We start from the raw sequence: 15,394 nt of genomic DNA, 5'->3' as shown, positions 1-15,394 counted from the left end.
CTTACAGTGGCGAGTTGCTCAACCACTCCGAGTAGAACACCGCCACACCGACGACGGCGAACAACGCCGACAGCAGCCAGAAGCGCACGGTGACCGTGGTCTCCGCCCACCCCCCGGCCTCGAAGTGGTGGTGGAAGGGTGCCATGCGGAACACACGGCGACCCGTGGACTTGAAGGACACCACCTGGATGACCACGCTGGCGGCCTCCATCACGAACAGCAGGCCGACGATGATCATCAGGAGTTCGGTACGCGAGGCGATCGACAGCCCGGCGACCAGGCCACCGAGGGCCAGCGAACCGGTGTCACCCATGAAGATCTTCGCCGGTGCGGCGTTCCACCACAGGAAGCCCACGCAGCCACCGAGGCCGGCGGCCGCGAGCATCGACAGGTCCAGCGGGTCACGCACCGCGTAGCAGCCGGCCTCGGCGGCGCCGGAGCAGGAGTTGCGGAACTGCCAGAAGGTGATGACCACGTAGGCCGACAGCACCATCGCGGTCACGCCCGAGGCCAGTCCGTCCAGCCCGTCGGTGAGGTTCACCGCGTTCGACCACGCCGAGATGACGAGGTAGATGAAGATCAGGAACAGGATCGTGCCCACGACAGCACCGCCCACGGCGAGGTCGAGGGTGTTGATGTCGCGGGTGAACGACAGCTTCGTCGACGCCGGCTTGAGACCGTCGGCGTTGGGGAACTGCAGTACCAGGAAACCGAAGATCAGGGCGGTGACCAGCTGGCCGGCGAGCTTGGCCTTGGCGTTCAGCCCGAGGTTCCGGCCCTTGATGACCTTGATGTAGTCGTCGGCGAAGCCGAGCCCGCCGAGTGCCAGGGTCAGTCCCAGCACCAGCCAGCCGGAGACACCGGGGCCGGTGCCGTTGGTCAGCAGACCCACGAGCACGGCGGCGAGGTAGCCGACGGTGATGCCGGCGAGGATGGCGATACCGCCCATGGTGGGCGTACCGCGCTTACGCAGGTGGGACTTCAGCCCCTCCTCGCGGATCTCCTGGCCGATGCCCTCGGCGGAGAACCGCCGGATCAGGACCGGGGTCAGGAAGATCGAGACGAAGAACGCCGCGAGTGCGGCGACGATGATCTGTGTCATGGCTGCGGTTACCTGCTCTCTTCTTCACCGACGAAAAGGCCTTCGGCGACACTCCACAGGCCGTCGGCGTAGGACGCCTTGACCAGGACCACGTCGTTGGCACCGACGTTGAGGTCCAGGAAGTTCACCGCGGCGTCGGCGTTCTCGACCTGGCGCACGGAGACCCCGTGGGCCTCCGCGGACTCGGCCAACGCGTTCTGGTTGACACCGTTGCCGACGACGACGGCATTGCCGATGCGGCGCTGTGCCAGCACCTCTCCGAGCAGGGCGTGCTCCTCGCGGGCCCCGTCGCCGAGTTCACCCATCTGTCCGAGGACGGCCCAGCTCTGCGCGTCGGGACGTCCCGTGGCGGTGTAGGCCAGGGCGTCGACGCCGGCGCGCATGGAGTCCGGGTTGGCGTTGTAGGTGTCGTTGATCACCGTGACGCCGTCGGCGCGGGTGCGCACGTCCATCCGGTTCTCGCTGGCGGCGACGTGGCTGTTCAGCGCGCCGGCGACGGTGGCGGCGTCCAGGCCGCTCTCCATCCCGACCGCGGCGGCGGCCAGCGCGTTGGACACCTGGTGGGCGCCGAAGACGCCCAGGGTGACCTGCACGGGCTCGCCGTGCGGGTGGTGCATCGTGAACGAAGCACGTGCCACCTCGTCGAGGGTGATGTCGGAGGCGCTGTAGTCCGCCTCGTTGCCGTGCATGGAGAACCGGACGATGCGGGCGTCGGTGCGCGAGCGCATCGCCGAGACGAAGTCGTCGTCGGCGTTGAGCACGGCCAGGCCGCCGTCCGCCGCCGAGGGCAGCGACTCGACGAGCTCACCCTTGGCGCGGGCGATCGCCTCACGCGAGCCGAACTCGCCGAGGTGGGCGGTGCCGACGTTGAGCACGACACCGACCCGCGGCGGGGCGATACGCGCCAGGTGGGCGATGTGCCCCTGGCCGCGTGCGGACATCTCGGCCACGAGGAAACGGGTGTCTCGTCCCGCCTTGAGGGCGGTGTAGGGGTGCCCGATCTCGTTGTTGAAGCTCCCCGGGGGCGCCACGGTCTCACCGCCACGGGTGAGCACGGCGCCGAGCAGGTCCTTCGTGGAGGTCTTGCCGGCCGAACCGGTCACGCCGACCACGGTGAGGCCTTCCTCGGCGACGAGGGTGTCGGTGTTGTAGCGGGCCAGACGCCCGACGGCGGTGAGCACGCGCTCCCCGACCCCGTCCGGGTCGCTGTCCAGGTAGGCGGCGTTGCGCTGGGCGGAGTCCGCCCCCTCACCGGCGCTCTCGTCGGTGCAGAGCAACGACGGGGCGCCGACGGGGCGTCCGACCATGACCAGTGCCGCACCGTCGCGCAGGGCACCGGGGACGAAGTCGTGGCCGTCGACGCGCTGGCCCGGCAGCGCCATGAAGACGCTGCCCGGGGTGATCCGACGGGAGTCGAACTCGACAGGCCCCGTCACGACGGTCTCCGCGGTGGCGCCGTCGACGAGCTGCCCTCCGGTGACCTCGGCGATGGTGCCGCTTGTCATCTCTATCATCGTGTCGGTTCCTGTCCGTCCTGTCTATCCCTGAGTGCTTGTGCAACTACTGCCACGTCATCGAACTCGAGGACGGTGTCCCCGACGATCTGCCCGGTCTCGTGGCCCTTCCCGGCAACAATGACGATATCGCCCCGACGGGCCCAGGCGACCGAGGCCCTGATCGCGTCGGCCCTGTCACCGATCTCACGGAGGTCCACACCCGTGTTTCCGCCACGGGCCGCGAGCTCCCCGCGGGCCCCGGCGAGGACCTCGGAACGGATCGTCGCCGGGTCCTCGTCGCGTGGATTGTCGTCCGTGACGACGACCAGGTCGGCGACCTTCGCCGCCTCGGAGCCCATCAGCGGACGCTTCTCGTGGTCACGGTTGCCACCGGCGCCGAGCACCACGCCGACCCGCCCACCGTGGCCGGCCCGCTCGATCTGGTCGGCGAGGGTGGACAGGGCCGCGGCGACGGCACCCGGCTTGTGGGCGTAGTCCACCAGGACGAGGAAGTCATCGGGGTAACGCGAACCGTCTGCCTCCACCGTCACCGACTGCATGCGGCCCGGGACGCGGACGTCGCCGAGCTTCGCGGCGACGGTCTCCTCCGTCTCCCCTGTGCCGCCGGCGGCCGCCACGCAGGCCAGCGCCACCGTCGCATTGGCGACGTTGAAGGTGCCGGGCAGGGAGACGGGGAAGGTCACGTCCTGACCAGCGTGAACGGCGGTGACGTGCTGCAGACCGTCGGTACCGACCTCCACCGAGGACACCGACCAGGTCGCGGCGTCCTGCCCGTGGGCGCCGGTGGTCGACACCGTGACCGGCGAGGTGCCGCTCGCCGAGAGCGTGCCGGCGAGGCTGCGGCCCCACTCGTCGTCCACGCAGACCACCGCCGCCGGCAGCCCGGCGCCGGGATCCTGCGGGGTGGTGAACAGCAGGGACTTCGCCTCGAAGTAGTCCTGCATCGTGGGGTGGAAGTCCAGGTGGTCGCGGCTGAGGTTGGTGAAGGCGGCGACGTCGAAGTCGACACCGCGCACCCGTCCCATCACCAGCGCGTGCGAGGACACCTCCATGACGACGTGCGTCACGCCCTCGTCGCGCATCCGGGCGAACAACGCCTGCAGCGTCGGTGCCTCCGGGGTGGTCAGCGAGGTGGGCACCGCGGTGCCGTTGATCCGGGTACCGGTGGTGCCGATGAGGCCCACGCTGTGGTCGTCGAGCAGCATGCGCTCGACCATGTACGAGGTCGTGGTCTTGCCGCTGGTTCCGGTCACCCCGATCACGGTCATCGACCGGGAGGGGTGGCCGTTGATCTCCGCCGACACCGGGCCGAGCCACGCACGGCAGTCGTCGACCACCAGCACGTCGGTGGTCACGCCGTCGGCGCGCAGCACCTCCAGGCCGGCCTCGTCGGTGAGCACGCTCGCGCCTGCGGACTGGTCCGCGTAGGACGCACCGTGCGCCCGGGTGCCGGGCACGGCCATGAACATGCCGCCGGACGGCACCGAGCGCGCGTCGATCGCCGCGCCCGCGACGACGGTACCGGCGGCAGCACTGGAGTCACCAGGGTCACCGCTCTCGCCGAGCGCCACCAGGCGCCCTCCTGTCAGTTCCGCGAGTGCGGACAGGGTGGGTGGTTTCACGCTCACTGCGCCTCCAACGTCAGTCGAGGTGCGGCCTCCGGGGAGAGCGGCACATTGTAATGGTCGAGCAACCAGGACGTGATGTCCCGGAACAACGGGGCGGCGGACTGTCCGCCACTGCCGTCGGTGCCCCGCTCAGGGTCGTCGAGCATGATCGCCACGACGAAGCGGGGGTCGTCCGCCGGCGCGATGCCGGCGTAGGTGATCCAGTAGTCCGAGTTCGAGTAGGCCCTCGTCTCCGGGTCGATCTGCTGGGCGGTACCGGTCTTTCCGCTGGTCTGGTAGCCCTCGATGCCCGCGGTGGGAGCGGTGCCCTGCTGGACGCCGCTGGGGTCGGACTGGTTGACCGCGCGGAACATGTCCACCACGCTGCGTGCCGTCTCCGGGGAGACAACCTCCACCGACTCCGGCTCGTCCTGCGGGATCTCGTTGCCGGAGGCGTCCGTGGCGGACTTGATGATGCTGGGAGTCACCCGCACACCGTCGTTCGCCATGGTCTGGTAGATGCTGGCCATCTGGAGCAGGCTCATCGACATGCCCTGGCCGATCGGCAGGTTGGCGAACGTGCCGCCCGACCACTGGGAGAGGTCGGGGACGTACCCGCTGGTCTCACTCGGCAGGCCCAGGTCGGTGGCCTGGCCGATGCCGAACTTCTGCACGTAGTCCCAGAAACTCTCCTCGCCCACCCGGTCGGCCAGCATCAGCGTGCCGACGTTGGAGGACTTACCGAAGATACCCGTGGTCGTGTACGGCACCACGCCGTGGTCCCAGGCGTCCTTCACCGTGACACCGGACATGTCGATACTGCCCGGTACCTGCAGGACCTCGTCCGGGGTGGTCTTGCCGTCCTCGATCGCCGCCGCGGCGGTGATCACCTTGGCCACCGAACCGGGCTCGTAGGCGTCCTGCACCACACGGTTACCGAAGACCTTGCCGTCCTCCAGCTGCTCGTCGATGTTGCCCTGCGGGTTGATGGTGTCGGACGTGGCCATCGAGACGACCTCGCCACTGGCCGAGTCGAGCACCACCGCCGAGGCGGAGTCCGCCCCGGACTTGTCCTTGGCCTGCTGCACGAGCTGCTGGATGTAGGTCTGCGCCTCCAGGTCGAGGGTGAGCTCGTAGGCGTCCCCGTCGACGGCCGGGTGACGGTCACGGGTGGACCCCGGGATCGCCAGACCGTTGGCGCCGACGTCCACGGTGCGCGAGCCGTTCGTGCCCTGCAGGCGGGAGTCCTGGGCGAGCTCCAGGCCGAACTGGCCCTCGTTGTCGCGGCTAATCTTGCCGACGACGTTCTGGCCCACCGCACCGTTCGGGTACTGACGGATGTCCTGGCGCTCCACGGTGATCTCCGGGTACTCCGCGCTGACCTTCTCCGCGACGTCCGGGTCGACGTCGCGCACCAGCACCTCGTAGGTGGAGTCGGAGTTGAGCTTGTCGAGGATCTCGTCGGACTTCACCTCCGAGGCGGTGGAGGCCTCGTCAGACTCCGACTCCCCGGACTGGGCGTCCGACTCCTCCAGCAGACCGGGCAGACCGTCGGCGATCTCCTTGATGCGTTCCTCGGGCTCCGACACCCCCTCCGGGTCGAGGTCGTGGCGGTCCTGCATGAAGGACTCCAGCAGGTGCGGGTTCACCGACAGTGAGCGTGCCTCCATGGTGTAGGCCAGCCGCTGTCCGTTGCGGTCCACGATGTCTCCACGGTGGGCGGGTTCGGTGATCACCGCGGTGCGCTGCTCACTGGCCATCGCCGAGAGTTCCGGCCCCTTGATCAACTGGACCCACACGAGCCGCAGCAGCAGGGCGAGCACCAGGATGACGACGATGATGAGCACCACGGCGCCGCGGCGTCCGAAGCTGCCGACACCGATGTCGAGGGTCCGCCAGGAGTTGCCGGGCACACCCCCCTGGGCCGGACGGGACTGGCGTTGCGGGGGTCGCTGACCTCGGTTGTCGCGCCCGGCGTGCCTACTCCGGTCCCTGTCCTGGGCCAATGTGACCTCTCCCTTCCGCGAAGCTCAACACAAGATCGTCTCGACCGGGCCCCTGACGACCCGCAGCGAATGCATGCCGTCCATTGTCGTGCCACGGACACCACACCCGGGGCATTGGACTCCGGGCGTGTCTTTGAAGTGTCTCAGTAGGGAAGCTCTCCGGTCGAGGCCGCACCGTTGTTCTGATCGGCGGGAGCCCCGTCGTCATTACCGTTGTTGCCGGTGTTGCCGTCGTTCCTGTCCTCCAGCGCCTGCGGGGCGAGCCCCGGGACCTGGTCGGTGGCGTCGGGGTCACTGGTGGGACGCTGGGCGGTGACCTCACCGTTGATGTCGGTGATCGGCAGCGTGGAGCCGGAGTCCGCCGCGCGCAGCTCGTTGACCTCGTCACCGTCGACGTTCAGCACGCCGGCCTGCGCCGGGGCGACCATACCCAGGCGGGATGCCTCGGCGGCGATGCGCTGGGTCGAGGAGGCGTCCTCGACGTCGCGGTGGAGCGACTCGAGCTCATTGGACAGCGACGTGCTCTGCTCCTGGGCCTCGGACAGCTGGAAGGACTGCTCGGTGGTCTTGCCGGACAGGTACATGGCGAACGCCACACCGGCGACGAAGATCAACAGCAGGACGACCCACGTCCGGACGACGGAACGTTCCTTCGCCGTGGGCACCGACACGCGCCGACCGCGGACGGAGACCTGCTGGCGCGAGCCGCGGCGGCGCACCGGACTGCTGTGCGTCTGCCGGCGGTCGAGGCTGCTCGGGCCCGAACCCGACCGACCGGTGCGGACGGCGCCGTGGGCGCCCGAAGTGCCGTGGTCGTCGCGTCCGGTCGAACCGGAGTGCTCGCGGGTGCGCTGACGGGCTGCGGTGGCGGTGCTCATCTGGTTCCTCGCTGTGCGTCTCGGTGGGTGTTCTGGGAGTTCTGGATGCGGGTGACGGCCCTGACACGGACCGGCGCGGCCCTCGGGTTCTGCTCGATCTCGACCTCGGAGGCCTTCTCTGAACCACGTGTGACCAGTTCGAAGTCGGGGGCGAACTCCGGGAGCGCCACCGGCAGGCCCGGCGGCGTGTGATCCACCGTCAGGTCGGCGAGCGCCTTCTTGACGATGCGGTCCTCCAGGGACTGGTAGCTCATGAAGACCGCCACGCCCCCGACGTGCAGTCGCGCCGTCGCCTCGGGGATGACCGCCGCGAGGGAGTCGAGCTCGGCGTTGACCTCGATCCGCAACGCCTGGAAGGTGCGCTTCGCCGGGTGCCCACCGGTACGTCGCGACGCCGCCGGGATCGTTCGGTAGAGAAGCTCGACCAGGCGGGCCGAGGTGGTGAACGGCTCGACCTCACGCTCGCGCAGCACCGCCGAGGCGATCTTGCCGGCGAAGCGCTCGTCCCCGTAGGTCTTGAGGATCCGGGCCAGGTCGCCGTGGGCGTAGGTGTTGAGGATGTCCGCGGCGGTGACGGGCAGGTCCGGGTCCATGCGCATGTCCAGCGGCGCGTCCTGCGAGTAGGCGAACCCGCGGCCGGCCTGGTCGAGCTGCATCGACGACACACCCAGGTCGAAGAGGTAGCCCGAGACCCCGACCTCACGGGCGGTGGCGGGGATCCTCCCCTGCTCCACCAGGGTGTCGATCGCGTCACCGAGCCCGTCGAACCGGGTGCGGTAGGCGACGAACCGCTCGCCGAACCGGGCGAGGCGCTGCTCCGCCTGGGCGATGGCGGCCGGGTCGCGGTCGAGTCCGACGACGACGGCCTGCGGGAATCGTTCGAGGAAGACTTCGGTGTGGCCACCCGCGCCCAGGGTTCCGTCGACGATGACGGGGGTCTCGGGCGCCTGCCCGGAGTCCGTGCCCGTGCCGACGCCCTTGCCGACCAGGTCGACCATGCGGTCGCGCATGACCGGGACGTGCCCGTGCTCGCCAGAGACGCGTGGCTGCTTCTCGTCGTCGGCGACGGTCATCGGGGTGGTCCTTTCTTCAGGGGCGCTCGTCCGGTCCTGTTGTCTTCACGTGGTCATCGCAACGCCGCCGGGACTGTACACGGGGCCTCACCTGCACGGGCCAGGTTTGATGTCGGGGAAGTACATCAAAGTCAAGGTCGTCCGCGCAGATGAGGGCCGGCACACAGTCCCACCGGCGTCGCGGGGCATACGGCGGAGGGCGGGCGGTAGCTCAGATGATCCCGGCGAGGGAGTCGTCGTCACCGTCGGCGAAGTCCGACTCGTGTTCCGCCAGGTAGGCGTCCCACGCTTCGGCATCCCAGATCTCGATGAAGTCGACGGAGCCGATGACCACGCAGTCCTTGTTGAGTCCCGCGTAGTCCCGGTGCCCCGCAGAGAGGGTGATCCTGCCCTGCTTGTCGAGCTCCTGCTCGTCGGCGCTGGCCGCCAGGTTCCTGACGTAGGCCCTCGCCTGCGGATTCGACCGGGAGGCTGCGGCGGCTTTCGACGCGCGCACCTGAAACTCCGCCTTCGTGTGCACGGCCAGGCTGTGATCCTGACCGTTGACGACGACGAGGCCGTCCGACAGCTGCTCACGAAACTTGGCGGGAAGGGTCAGCCGACCCTTGTCGTCAAGCTTCGGGGTGAAGGTGCCGAAGAACATGTCGGCTCCCTCCCCCGGCCATCCCGGGCATCTGAAATGTTGTTGCCGTATGCGATCTCTGTGAAGTTGTCCCGGGGACCATTGTGCCCCAGTGCGCCCCACAGTACCCCACTTCCAACCACACTGACTAGCCCATCAGTCACACAAGACCACAGAAGTTGCATCTCATGCCGGAGACCTGAAGATAGCCTCGACACTGCAGGCGCGTGAACTGCAGATATAAGAACAGGTGCATGGTGGGGGAAGGTGGGGGAAGTTTTCGTAGAACTCACTGGGAGCGCCCGCAGGCCCGTGTCGCCGGAGCGCAGACAGGGCAGAACGAGGGACTTTAGGCACGCCAGAGCCCTGCCGAGGCGCATCGGGGTCGACACCCACCGGGCCGGGTGGAGCAAAGTGGGGAAAGCGTGGTGACACACGACAACAGCGGGCGGGTCCGATCAATGATCGGACCCGCCCGCTGGCGGTGTGTGCGGCAGGTTGCTGGTCTCCCCTGACCGGCGGCCTACTGCGGCTGCCTACTCGAAGCGCTTACGGAAGCTGTCCTCCATACGGTCGGCGACCCCGCCGCCGGAGGACCCGGAGCCCTGCTTGCCGGAGGAGGGGTTGGCCTTCACCTTGCCGTTACCCGACCCGGACGGCCCGCGGAAGGCCAGCAGCCCGCCGCCGAACATCACGAGGAACCCGACAACACTGAGGCCCACGAACCACAGGCTGTTCTGCGAGAGAGCGATACCGGCGATCAGCAGACAGACGCCGAGGAGGAAAACCCCCACAGAGCGGATCCCGATATTGAAGCCACCGCCGACGGAGGTGTCCCCGGCTGCCTGCCGGGCGAGGTTGGGGTCGTCGGCAATCAGCGCCTGCTCGATCTCCTGCAGCATGCGCCGTTCCTGTTCCGAAAGTGCCACGATCGTCCTCCCCTGAGGTGTCGGGTGTAGATGTTGACGGTTGTTCTGTCTCTACCGTGTTAACGCACAAGGAGTGAGAAAAGTTCCGCCTCGATGTCCACCAGCCTACCCCAGGGTGAACACAGACCTGTCACGCTACCTCGGGGAGGTATCCGACCATGCCCCGGACGGCGTCGAGGAACTCGCAGGCATCGTGGTAGACCTCGGCCACGGTGTGCTCCCCGAGGTCCGGGACCAGGCCCATCTCCACCTGCGCGACCAGCCGGGCGTGCGGGGCGAAACGGTCGCACCACCGCTCCATCTCCTCGTCACCCGCCAAGGCACGGACCTTCTCCCAGGCACTGCCCGGGGGCAGCCGGCGGCGCTTCTTCCGGGCGAACTGGATGACCGCCCCCGCCGCACGGAGTGCAGCCCGGTAGGCCCACGTGAGCCGCTCCTCCCGGACCAGGTCGGTCCTGCTGAGCTCCAGCAGACGTTCCGCCTCGATGACGAACGTCTCGGGCAGGACCGCCCCACCCCGGCGCGACCGCGCCATCCTCGCGACATTGTCGCCTGCTCCCTGAACCATGACCGCCTCCTTACGTCCCGTTCCACGTTGCGATGATGCACCTGAAACTACGGGGCACCCCGGACACGAAACTGGCGACCGGAACTATACTCGAACAGATGTTCTAGTTTCGGGGAATCCGCCGTCCCTCCTCCCCTGGTTTGCCACAATGGTGGGGTGAACGACGACCTCCGTATCAGTGTGTGCCCCCTGTCCGCCCAGGACTACGTGCGGAGGATCGACCAGCTCGTCGACATCCACCTGCGGGCCATGGACTACCCTCCGGAGACCTTCAGCCAGCGCCGTCAGCTCTGGATCGCCAACGCCCGGAAACCCGGGTTCCGCTGCGTCGTCGCGCTGACCCATCCGGCACACTCCACCCCGGACCCCGGCAGCTCGCGGCACCGCGCGGTGGGCGTGGCGTACGGATTCCCCGGCGACCTGCACAGCTGGTGGTACCGGGAGGTCCACCGTGGGCTACGGACTGCCGGCAGCACGCCCGATGAGGCGGACGACCTGCTCAGCGACTACGACGAGATCTCCGAGGTCCACGTCCACCCCGACTACCAGGGGCACGGCACCGGCCGGGCGATGTTGGACGCCCTGCTCCCCCATCTCCACAGCCCCGTCGCGTTGCTCTCCACCCCGGAGGTTCCCGACGAGTCCAACGCGGCCTGGTCGCTCTACCGGGCGGCAGGTTTCGGGGACCTGCTGCGTGACTTCCGTTTCGGCTCAGACCCCCGCCCCTTCGGCATCCTCACCCTCCCCAGGCGCTGACGCCCCCGACGGCACCCCGTCAGCGGACCATGTCCTGCCCGAGCTCCGGGCCCCAGGCCGGTGCCATGCCCAGGTTGTGCAGCACCTCCTGGGTGGCGCGCACGTTGTTCATCGTCATGAAGTGGAGGTCGGGCGCGCCCTCGGCGATGAGCCGCTCCGCCATCCTCGAGGTCACGTCGATGCCGGCCTCACGGATGGCCGCGGCATTCTTCACCTCGTCACCGGCGGCCGCCCTGGTCAGCTCATCCTCCAGCAAGGCCGGCAGCGACGCCCCCGCCAGCTCCATCTGCCGGCGCACGGAGCGCAACGACGTGATCGGCATCAGACCCGGGATGATCGGCTTGGCCCCGTGCACCGGGTCCGCCGCCGCCAGCCGGTCCCGCAGACGCAGGTAGTGGTCGACGTCGAAGAACATCTGGGTGATCGAGTAGCTCGCACCCGCCTGCAGCTTCTGCAGCGTGTAGCGGGTGTCGTTCTCCAGGCTCCCGGCACGGTAGTGCCCCTCCGGGAAGGACGCGATGCCGATGTCGAAGTCGGAGCACTCCGGCATCGACCGCACGAGCTCGATCAGTTCGTGGGCGAAGTTCAGCCCACCGTCGACCGGCGACCAGTCACCCGTGGGGTCACCCGGCGGGTCGCCGCGCAACGCCAGCAGGTTCGTCAGGCCCAGGGAGGCGAACTCGCGGAGGATGTCGCGGAGCTCCTCCTCACGGTGGTCCACGAGGGTGAGGTGCAGCAGCGTCGTCAACGGCTTGACCGACAGGCGGGATGCGACGCGCTCGGTTCGTTCCCGGCTCGAACCGCCGGCACCGTAGGTGACGGACACGAAGCTGGCGCCGAGGTCGTGGAAGGCCTCCGCGGCGGACCAGAGGCGTTGCTCCGCGTCGTCGTTGCGCGGGGGCATGAACTCCACCGAGAAGGGCACACGTCCGGGCGTACCCCACTTGAGGGTGTCTGCGACGGCGACCTGCAGGCTCGCCGGGGCGGGGCGGTGAGTTTCGCGGTGAATTTCGTTGACCATAGCGCCCCATCCTAGAAGACCACCCGGCGTCTCGGGCAGGTCGAGGTCCGCTTTCCGCGCACCGGTCCCTACTATGGGGATGAATCACCCCGTCCCCTACTTCTTCACGTTACGGAGGCACCCCCCGATGGCCGACGCCGCCCCGACGCCGACCTGGCACGTGGACAGCCCGCTGTCCGACGTCCCGCCGGTCGTCGACGCCACCCTCACGGACTTCCTGGCCGCCAGGCACGCGGAGTTCGACGGCATCGACCCCGTCATCGAGCAGGGCATCAACGAGCTCTCGGCGTTCATCGTCGGCGGTAAGCGACTGCGTCCCCTCTTCACCTGGGCCGGGGTGCGTTGTGCCCTGGAGGGTGGCGGCGGGTCGCTCGACGAGGGGACGGACGCCACCTCACTCGTCGCCGCGGCCAGCTCCCTGGAGTTCATCCAGGCCTGCGCCCTGGTGCACGACGACATCATCGACCGCTCCGACACCCGCCGCGGACGCCCCACCGTGCACCGTTCCTTCGAGGCCCGGCACCGGCACGACGGATGGCTCGGCGACGCCGGCGCCTACGGGGTCAGCCAGGCGATCCTCGTCGGCGACCTGGCGTTCGCCTGGGCCGACGACATGCTGGCCGACTCCGGGGTCTCCGCCGCCGCGCTGCGCCGGGCGCGTGAACCGTGGCGTGCCATGCGCACCGAGGTCATCGCCGGGCAGATGCTCGACATCTCGGTGGAGGCCAGCGGCTCCGAGGACCCGGAGGCGCCGTGGAAGGTCAACACCTACAAGACCGCCGCCTACACCGTGGAGCGTCCCCTGCACCTCGGCGCCGTTCTGGCGGACGCGCCGGCGGAGACCGTCCGGATGCTGCGCTCGGTGGGCCGCGACATCGGCATCGCCTTCCAGTTGGAGGACGACCATCTCGGCGTCTTCGGTGACCCCTCGGTCACCGGCAAGGCCTCCGGCGACGACCTGCGCTCGGGCAAGCGGACCTACCTGGTGGCCTCCGCTCTGCGCGCCGCCGACGCCGCGGACCCGTCCGCGGCCGCCCGGCTGCGCGCCGGCATGGGGACGGTGACCACGGAGGACGAGGTCGACGTCCTGCGCGGGATCATCGTCGACTCCGGGGCGGCGACCGAGTCGACCGCGCTGATCCGTTCCCTCACCGACCGGGCCGTGGCCACGCTGCGCGCCGGCGGGCTCGGCGACGCCGTCACCGACGACCTCGTCGGTGTCGCCGAACAACTCACGGAGCGGAGGAGCTGAACGTGCTGACACGGACCGGGGCCCGGCTACGGGACATGCCCCGTCGCACGGCCGTCATCCTCGGGGTGGTCGGCTCGGTGCTGCTGGCACTGTGCTCGCACTCCGTGGGCGCCACCCGTAACCGCGGTGGCCTCCTGCAGGAACTGGGCTGGTCCAACCTGGGGTTCGGCCACCTCTACGGCATCGTGGTGGTGTTCATGTGGGTGGCGATCCTGCTGATGATCACCTCGTGGATCGTCGTGGGCGGACGGATCGTCCGGCTCGGCGAGAGGCTCGGCGCCTCCACCATCGTCGCGTGGGTCGCCCCGCTGTTCTTCGCCGGCCCGCTGATGAGCCGCGACATCTACTCCTACCTGATGCAGGGCACCCTGGCCCGCGACGGCCTCAACGCCTACGAGGTGGGCGCCTCCGCCAACCCCGGACGCATGTTCTTCGAGGTCAGCGGCGACTGGCGTAACACCACCACGCCCTACGGCCCCCTGCACCTGTGGATCGGCGACGGGATCACCCGGATCACCGGGGACAACATCACCGCCGGGATCATCGCCTACAAGATCCTCTCGCTGGCCAGCTTCGCCGTCCTGGTGTGGGCGGTGGCCGGCCTCGCCCGCAGTATCGGCAGCTCCCCGGAACTCGCCGTGTGGATCGGTGTCGCCAACCCGCTGGCGGTCATCCACTTCATCGGCGGAATGCACAACGAGGTCACGATGATGGCCCTGGTGTGCACCGGCCTGTACCTGGGATTCAGGGCCGCACCGGTCCGTGGGCTGGTCTACGGCTCCGCCCTGGTCGGCGCAGGCGTGGCGCTGAAGGCCACCGCCCTGTTCGCCCTGCCGTTCCTGGTGTGGGTCTTCGTTGCACGTCGTGCCGGCGAGGCCCCCGGGGCGAACGGTCCCCGTCGTAGCTTCCGCGAGGTACTCCGTGACCTGCCCCGCATCACCCCTGCCCGTCTGGTCTGCATGCTGCTCGGCGGACTGGGCTCGGTGGCGGTCATGCTGGTCTCCGTCGCGGCGATCACCTGGGCCAGCGGGCAGACCTGGGGCTGGGTCGCCGAGATCAGCGGCAACACCAAGGTGATCAACCCGCTGTCCCTGGCGTCCCTGTTGGCAGGGTTGCTGGTGCGTCCGCTGAGCCTGTTCAGCGAGGAGATCTACTTCAACGAGATCGTCGCGGTCCTGCGTCCGGTGACCATGGTCCTCATGCTTCTCGGACTCGTGGTCTGCTGGGCCGTGTGGCGCCGTGGCGCCAGGGACGCCATGGTCGGGGCGACCGCGGCCTACGCGGTCACCTGCGTCCTCAACGCCGTCGTCCTGCCCTGGTACTACATGGCACCGCTGGCACTGTTCGGCGTCTGGGTCCGAGACCGTCGCGCGGTGATCGTGGTCGCGTGGCTGTCGATGGTGATGTCGATGACCTTCGACGGCGGCGGCAACAACCGCCTCTACTCGCTGTGGTGGCTCGTGGTCGTCGGCCTGCTGATGTGGTGGGCAACGACCTCCTGCCTCCGGAGCAGCGGGGACAGGTCGCAGACGTCAGGCGATGGCCATGGCCTGGGCGCGGCGCATGACCTCCCGGGCGAGGTGCCCGTGCAGGGCGTCGACGGGACGACCCGGCAGTGACTCGTCCTCGGTGAACAGGAACTCCAGGATCTCCGCGTCGCTGTAGCCACCGTCGGCCAGCAGGGCGACGAGCCCCGGGACGAAGCGGTTGAGCTCGCCGCCGTCGGTGAAGAAGCGGGCCGGGACCTGGCGCACGCCGTCGACGTGCACGGCGACCAGGCGGTGACTGTTCAGGTCGTCCATCACGCGGGTCACCAGGACGTCGAGCACCTCGGCGACCTCGGGCACGTTGAGGACCTGCGTACCTGCGGGCAGGCCCGAGACCGCCTCGGCGAGGCGACGGCCGGTGGAGTTGTCGGACGGGATGTTCTCGGAGGTGGCGTCGGAACCGACGCCGTCGTTTTTCTCACTCACGGTCCCCAGCCTATCCCGTCCCACGCACTTTCCGGGCTTTGCCCGCCCTCCCCGTATACTTCCCCGGTAGCCGTAGAAGAAAGGAGGCGG

The 15,394-nt window shown here is 69.0% G+C and carries 14 protein-coding genes; 3 read left to right on the top strand and 11 right to left on the bottom strand.

What is annotated here, in order from left to right:
- Position 1: 1 nt before the first annotated feature.
- The 9 genes from mraY to ACT3TD_RS04440 all read right to left on the bottom strand — a co-directional run bounded on the left by mraY (position 2) and on the right by ACT3TD_RS04440 (position 10,302).
- Positions 2–1,102 carry a phospho-N-acetylmuramoyl-pentapeptide-transferase gene (gene mraY, locus ACT3TD_RS04480; RefSeq protein ID WP_301441983.1) on the bottom strand — a complete coding sequence of 367 codons (1,101 nt, stop codon included), beginning with the start codon at positions 1,100–1,102 and terminating at the stop codon, positions 2–4.
- Between the two features lie 8 nt (positions 1,103–1,110).
- Positions 1,111–2,616: a UDP-N-acetylmuramoyl-tripeptide--D-alanyl-D-alanine ligase gene (locus ACT3TD_RS04475; RefSeq protein ID WP_301441984.1), complete on the bottom strand. Its 1,506-nt coding sequence runs from the start codon at positions 2,614–2,616 to the stop codon at positions 1,111–1,113.
- Positions 2,613–4,247 carry a UDP-N-acetylmuramoyl-L-alanyl-D-glutamate--2,6-diaminopimelate ligase gene (locus ACT3TD_RS04470; protein ID WP_441588135.1) on the bottom strand — a complete coding sequence of 545 codons (1,635 nt, stop codon included), beginning with the start codon at positions 4,245–4,247 and terminating at the stop codon, positions 2,613–2,615. Before ACT3TD_RS04470 ends, ACT3TD_RS04475 begins: the two co-directional genes overlap by 4 nt.
- Positions 4,244–6,139, bottom strand: a complete 1,896-nt coding sequence (locus tag ACT3TD_RS04465; protein ID WP_301441986.1) for a peptidoglycan D,D-transpeptidase FtsI family protein — start codon at positions 6,137–6,139, stop codon at positions 4,244–4,246. Before ACT3TD_RS04465 ends, ACT3TD_RS04470 begins: the two co-directional genes overlap by 4 nt.
- A gap of 236 nt (positions 6,140–6,375) precedes the next feature.
- Positions 6,376–7,110: a hypothetical protein gene (locus tag ACT3TD_RS04460; RefSeq protein WP_301441987.1), complete on the bottom strand. Its 735-nt coding sequence runs from the start codon at positions 7,108–7,110 to the stop codon at positions 6,376–6,378.
- Positions 7,107–8,183 (bottom strand): 16S rRNA (cytosine(1402)-N(4))-methyltransferase RsmH, encoded by a 1,077-nt coding sequence (gene rsmH, locus ACT3TD_RS04455; RefSeq protein ID WP_301441988.1) that lies wholly within the window; start codon positions 8,181–8,183, stop codon positions 7,107–7,109. Before rsmH ends, ACT3TD_RS04460 begins: the two co-directional genes overlap by 4 nt.
- 211 nt (positions 8,184–8,394) lie before the next feature.
- Positions 8,395–8,826 (bottom strand): division/cell wall cluster transcriptional repressor MraZ, encoded by a 432-nt coding sequence (mraZ, locus tag ACT3TD_RS04450; protein ID WP_301441989.1) that lies wholly within the window; start codon positions 8,824–8,826, stop codon positions 8,395–8,397.
- A 515-nt stretch (positions 8,827–9,341) separates the two neighbouring features.
- A complete protein-coding gene (locus tag ACT3TD_RS04445; protein ID WP_301442081.1) occupies positions 9,342–9,734 on the bottom strand; it encodes a DUF3040 domain-containing protein in 393 nt (130 codons plus the stop codon).
- Positions 9,735–9,864: 130 nt separating this feature from the next.
- Complete coding sequence (locus ACT3TD_RS04440; protein WP_301442082.1) at positions 9,865–10,302, bottom strand: SAV_6107 family HEPN domain-containing protein; 438 nt, start codon at positions 10,300–10,302, stop codon at positions 9,865–9,867.
- Positions 10,303–10,458: 156 nt separating this feature from the next.
- Here ACT3TD_RS04440 and ACT3TD_RS04435 point away from each other — a divergent pair, with 156 nt between their 5' ends.
- Positions 10,459–11,058, top strand: a complete 600-nt coding sequence (locus ACT3TD_RS04435) for a GNAT family N-acetyltransferase (RefSeq protein ID WP_301442083.1) — start codon at positions 10,459–10,461, stop codon at positions 11,056–11,058.
- Positions 11,059–11,077: 19 nt separating this feature from the next.
- Here ACT3TD_RS04435 and ACT3TD_RS04430 read toward each other — a convergent pair whose 3' ends face one another.
- The gene (locus ACT3TD_RS04430; protein WP_301442084.1) at positions 11,078–12,079 is read right to left on the bottom strand and encodes a methylenetetrahydrofolate reductase; all 1,002 of its coding nucleotides are present in this window, start codon (positions 12,077–12,079) and stop codon (positions 11,078–11,080) included.
- A 127-nt stretch (positions 12,080–12,206) separates the two neighbouring features.
- Between ACT3TD_RS04430 and ACT3TD_RS04425 the strand changes: the two genes are divergently transcribed.
- Both ACT3TD_RS04425 and ACT3TD_RS04420 read left to right on the top strand, forming a co-directional pair.
- Entirely contained in the window at positions 12,207–13,331 is a 1,125-nt protein-coding gene (locus ACT3TD_RS04425) for a polyprenyl synthetase family protein (protein WP_301442085.1), read from the top strand.
- A gap of 2 nt (positions 13,332–13,333) precedes the next feature.
- Complete coding sequence (locus tag ACT3TD_RS04420; protein WP_301442086.1) at positions 13,334–14,950, top strand: alpha-(1->6)-mannopyranosyltransferase A; 1,617 nt, start codon at positions 13,334–13,336, stop codon at positions 14,948–14,950.
- On the opposite strand, the gene ACT3TD_RS04415 is transcribed toward ACT3TD_RS04420, so the two are convergent.
- A complete protein-coding gene (locus ACT3TD_RS04415) occupies positions 14,864–15,256 on the bottom strand; it encodes an Rv2175c family DNA-binding protein (RefSeq protein WP_441579217.1) in 393 nt (130 codons plus the stop codon). The two genes, ACT3TD_RS04420 and ACT3TD_RS04415, sit on opposite strands and share 87 nt — an antisense overlap.
- Between the last annotated feature and the right edge of the window lie 138 nt (positions 15,257–15,394).

The sequence above is a fragment of the Corynebacterium sp. AOP36-E1-14 genome (assembly GCF_052377495.1).
Classification (GTDB): Bacteria; Actinomycetota; Actinomycetes; order Mycobacteriales; family Mycobacteriaceae; genus Corynebacterium.
Note: the sequence above shows the minus strand (reverse complement) of the source record. Positions and strands in the feature narration are given on the sequence as shown.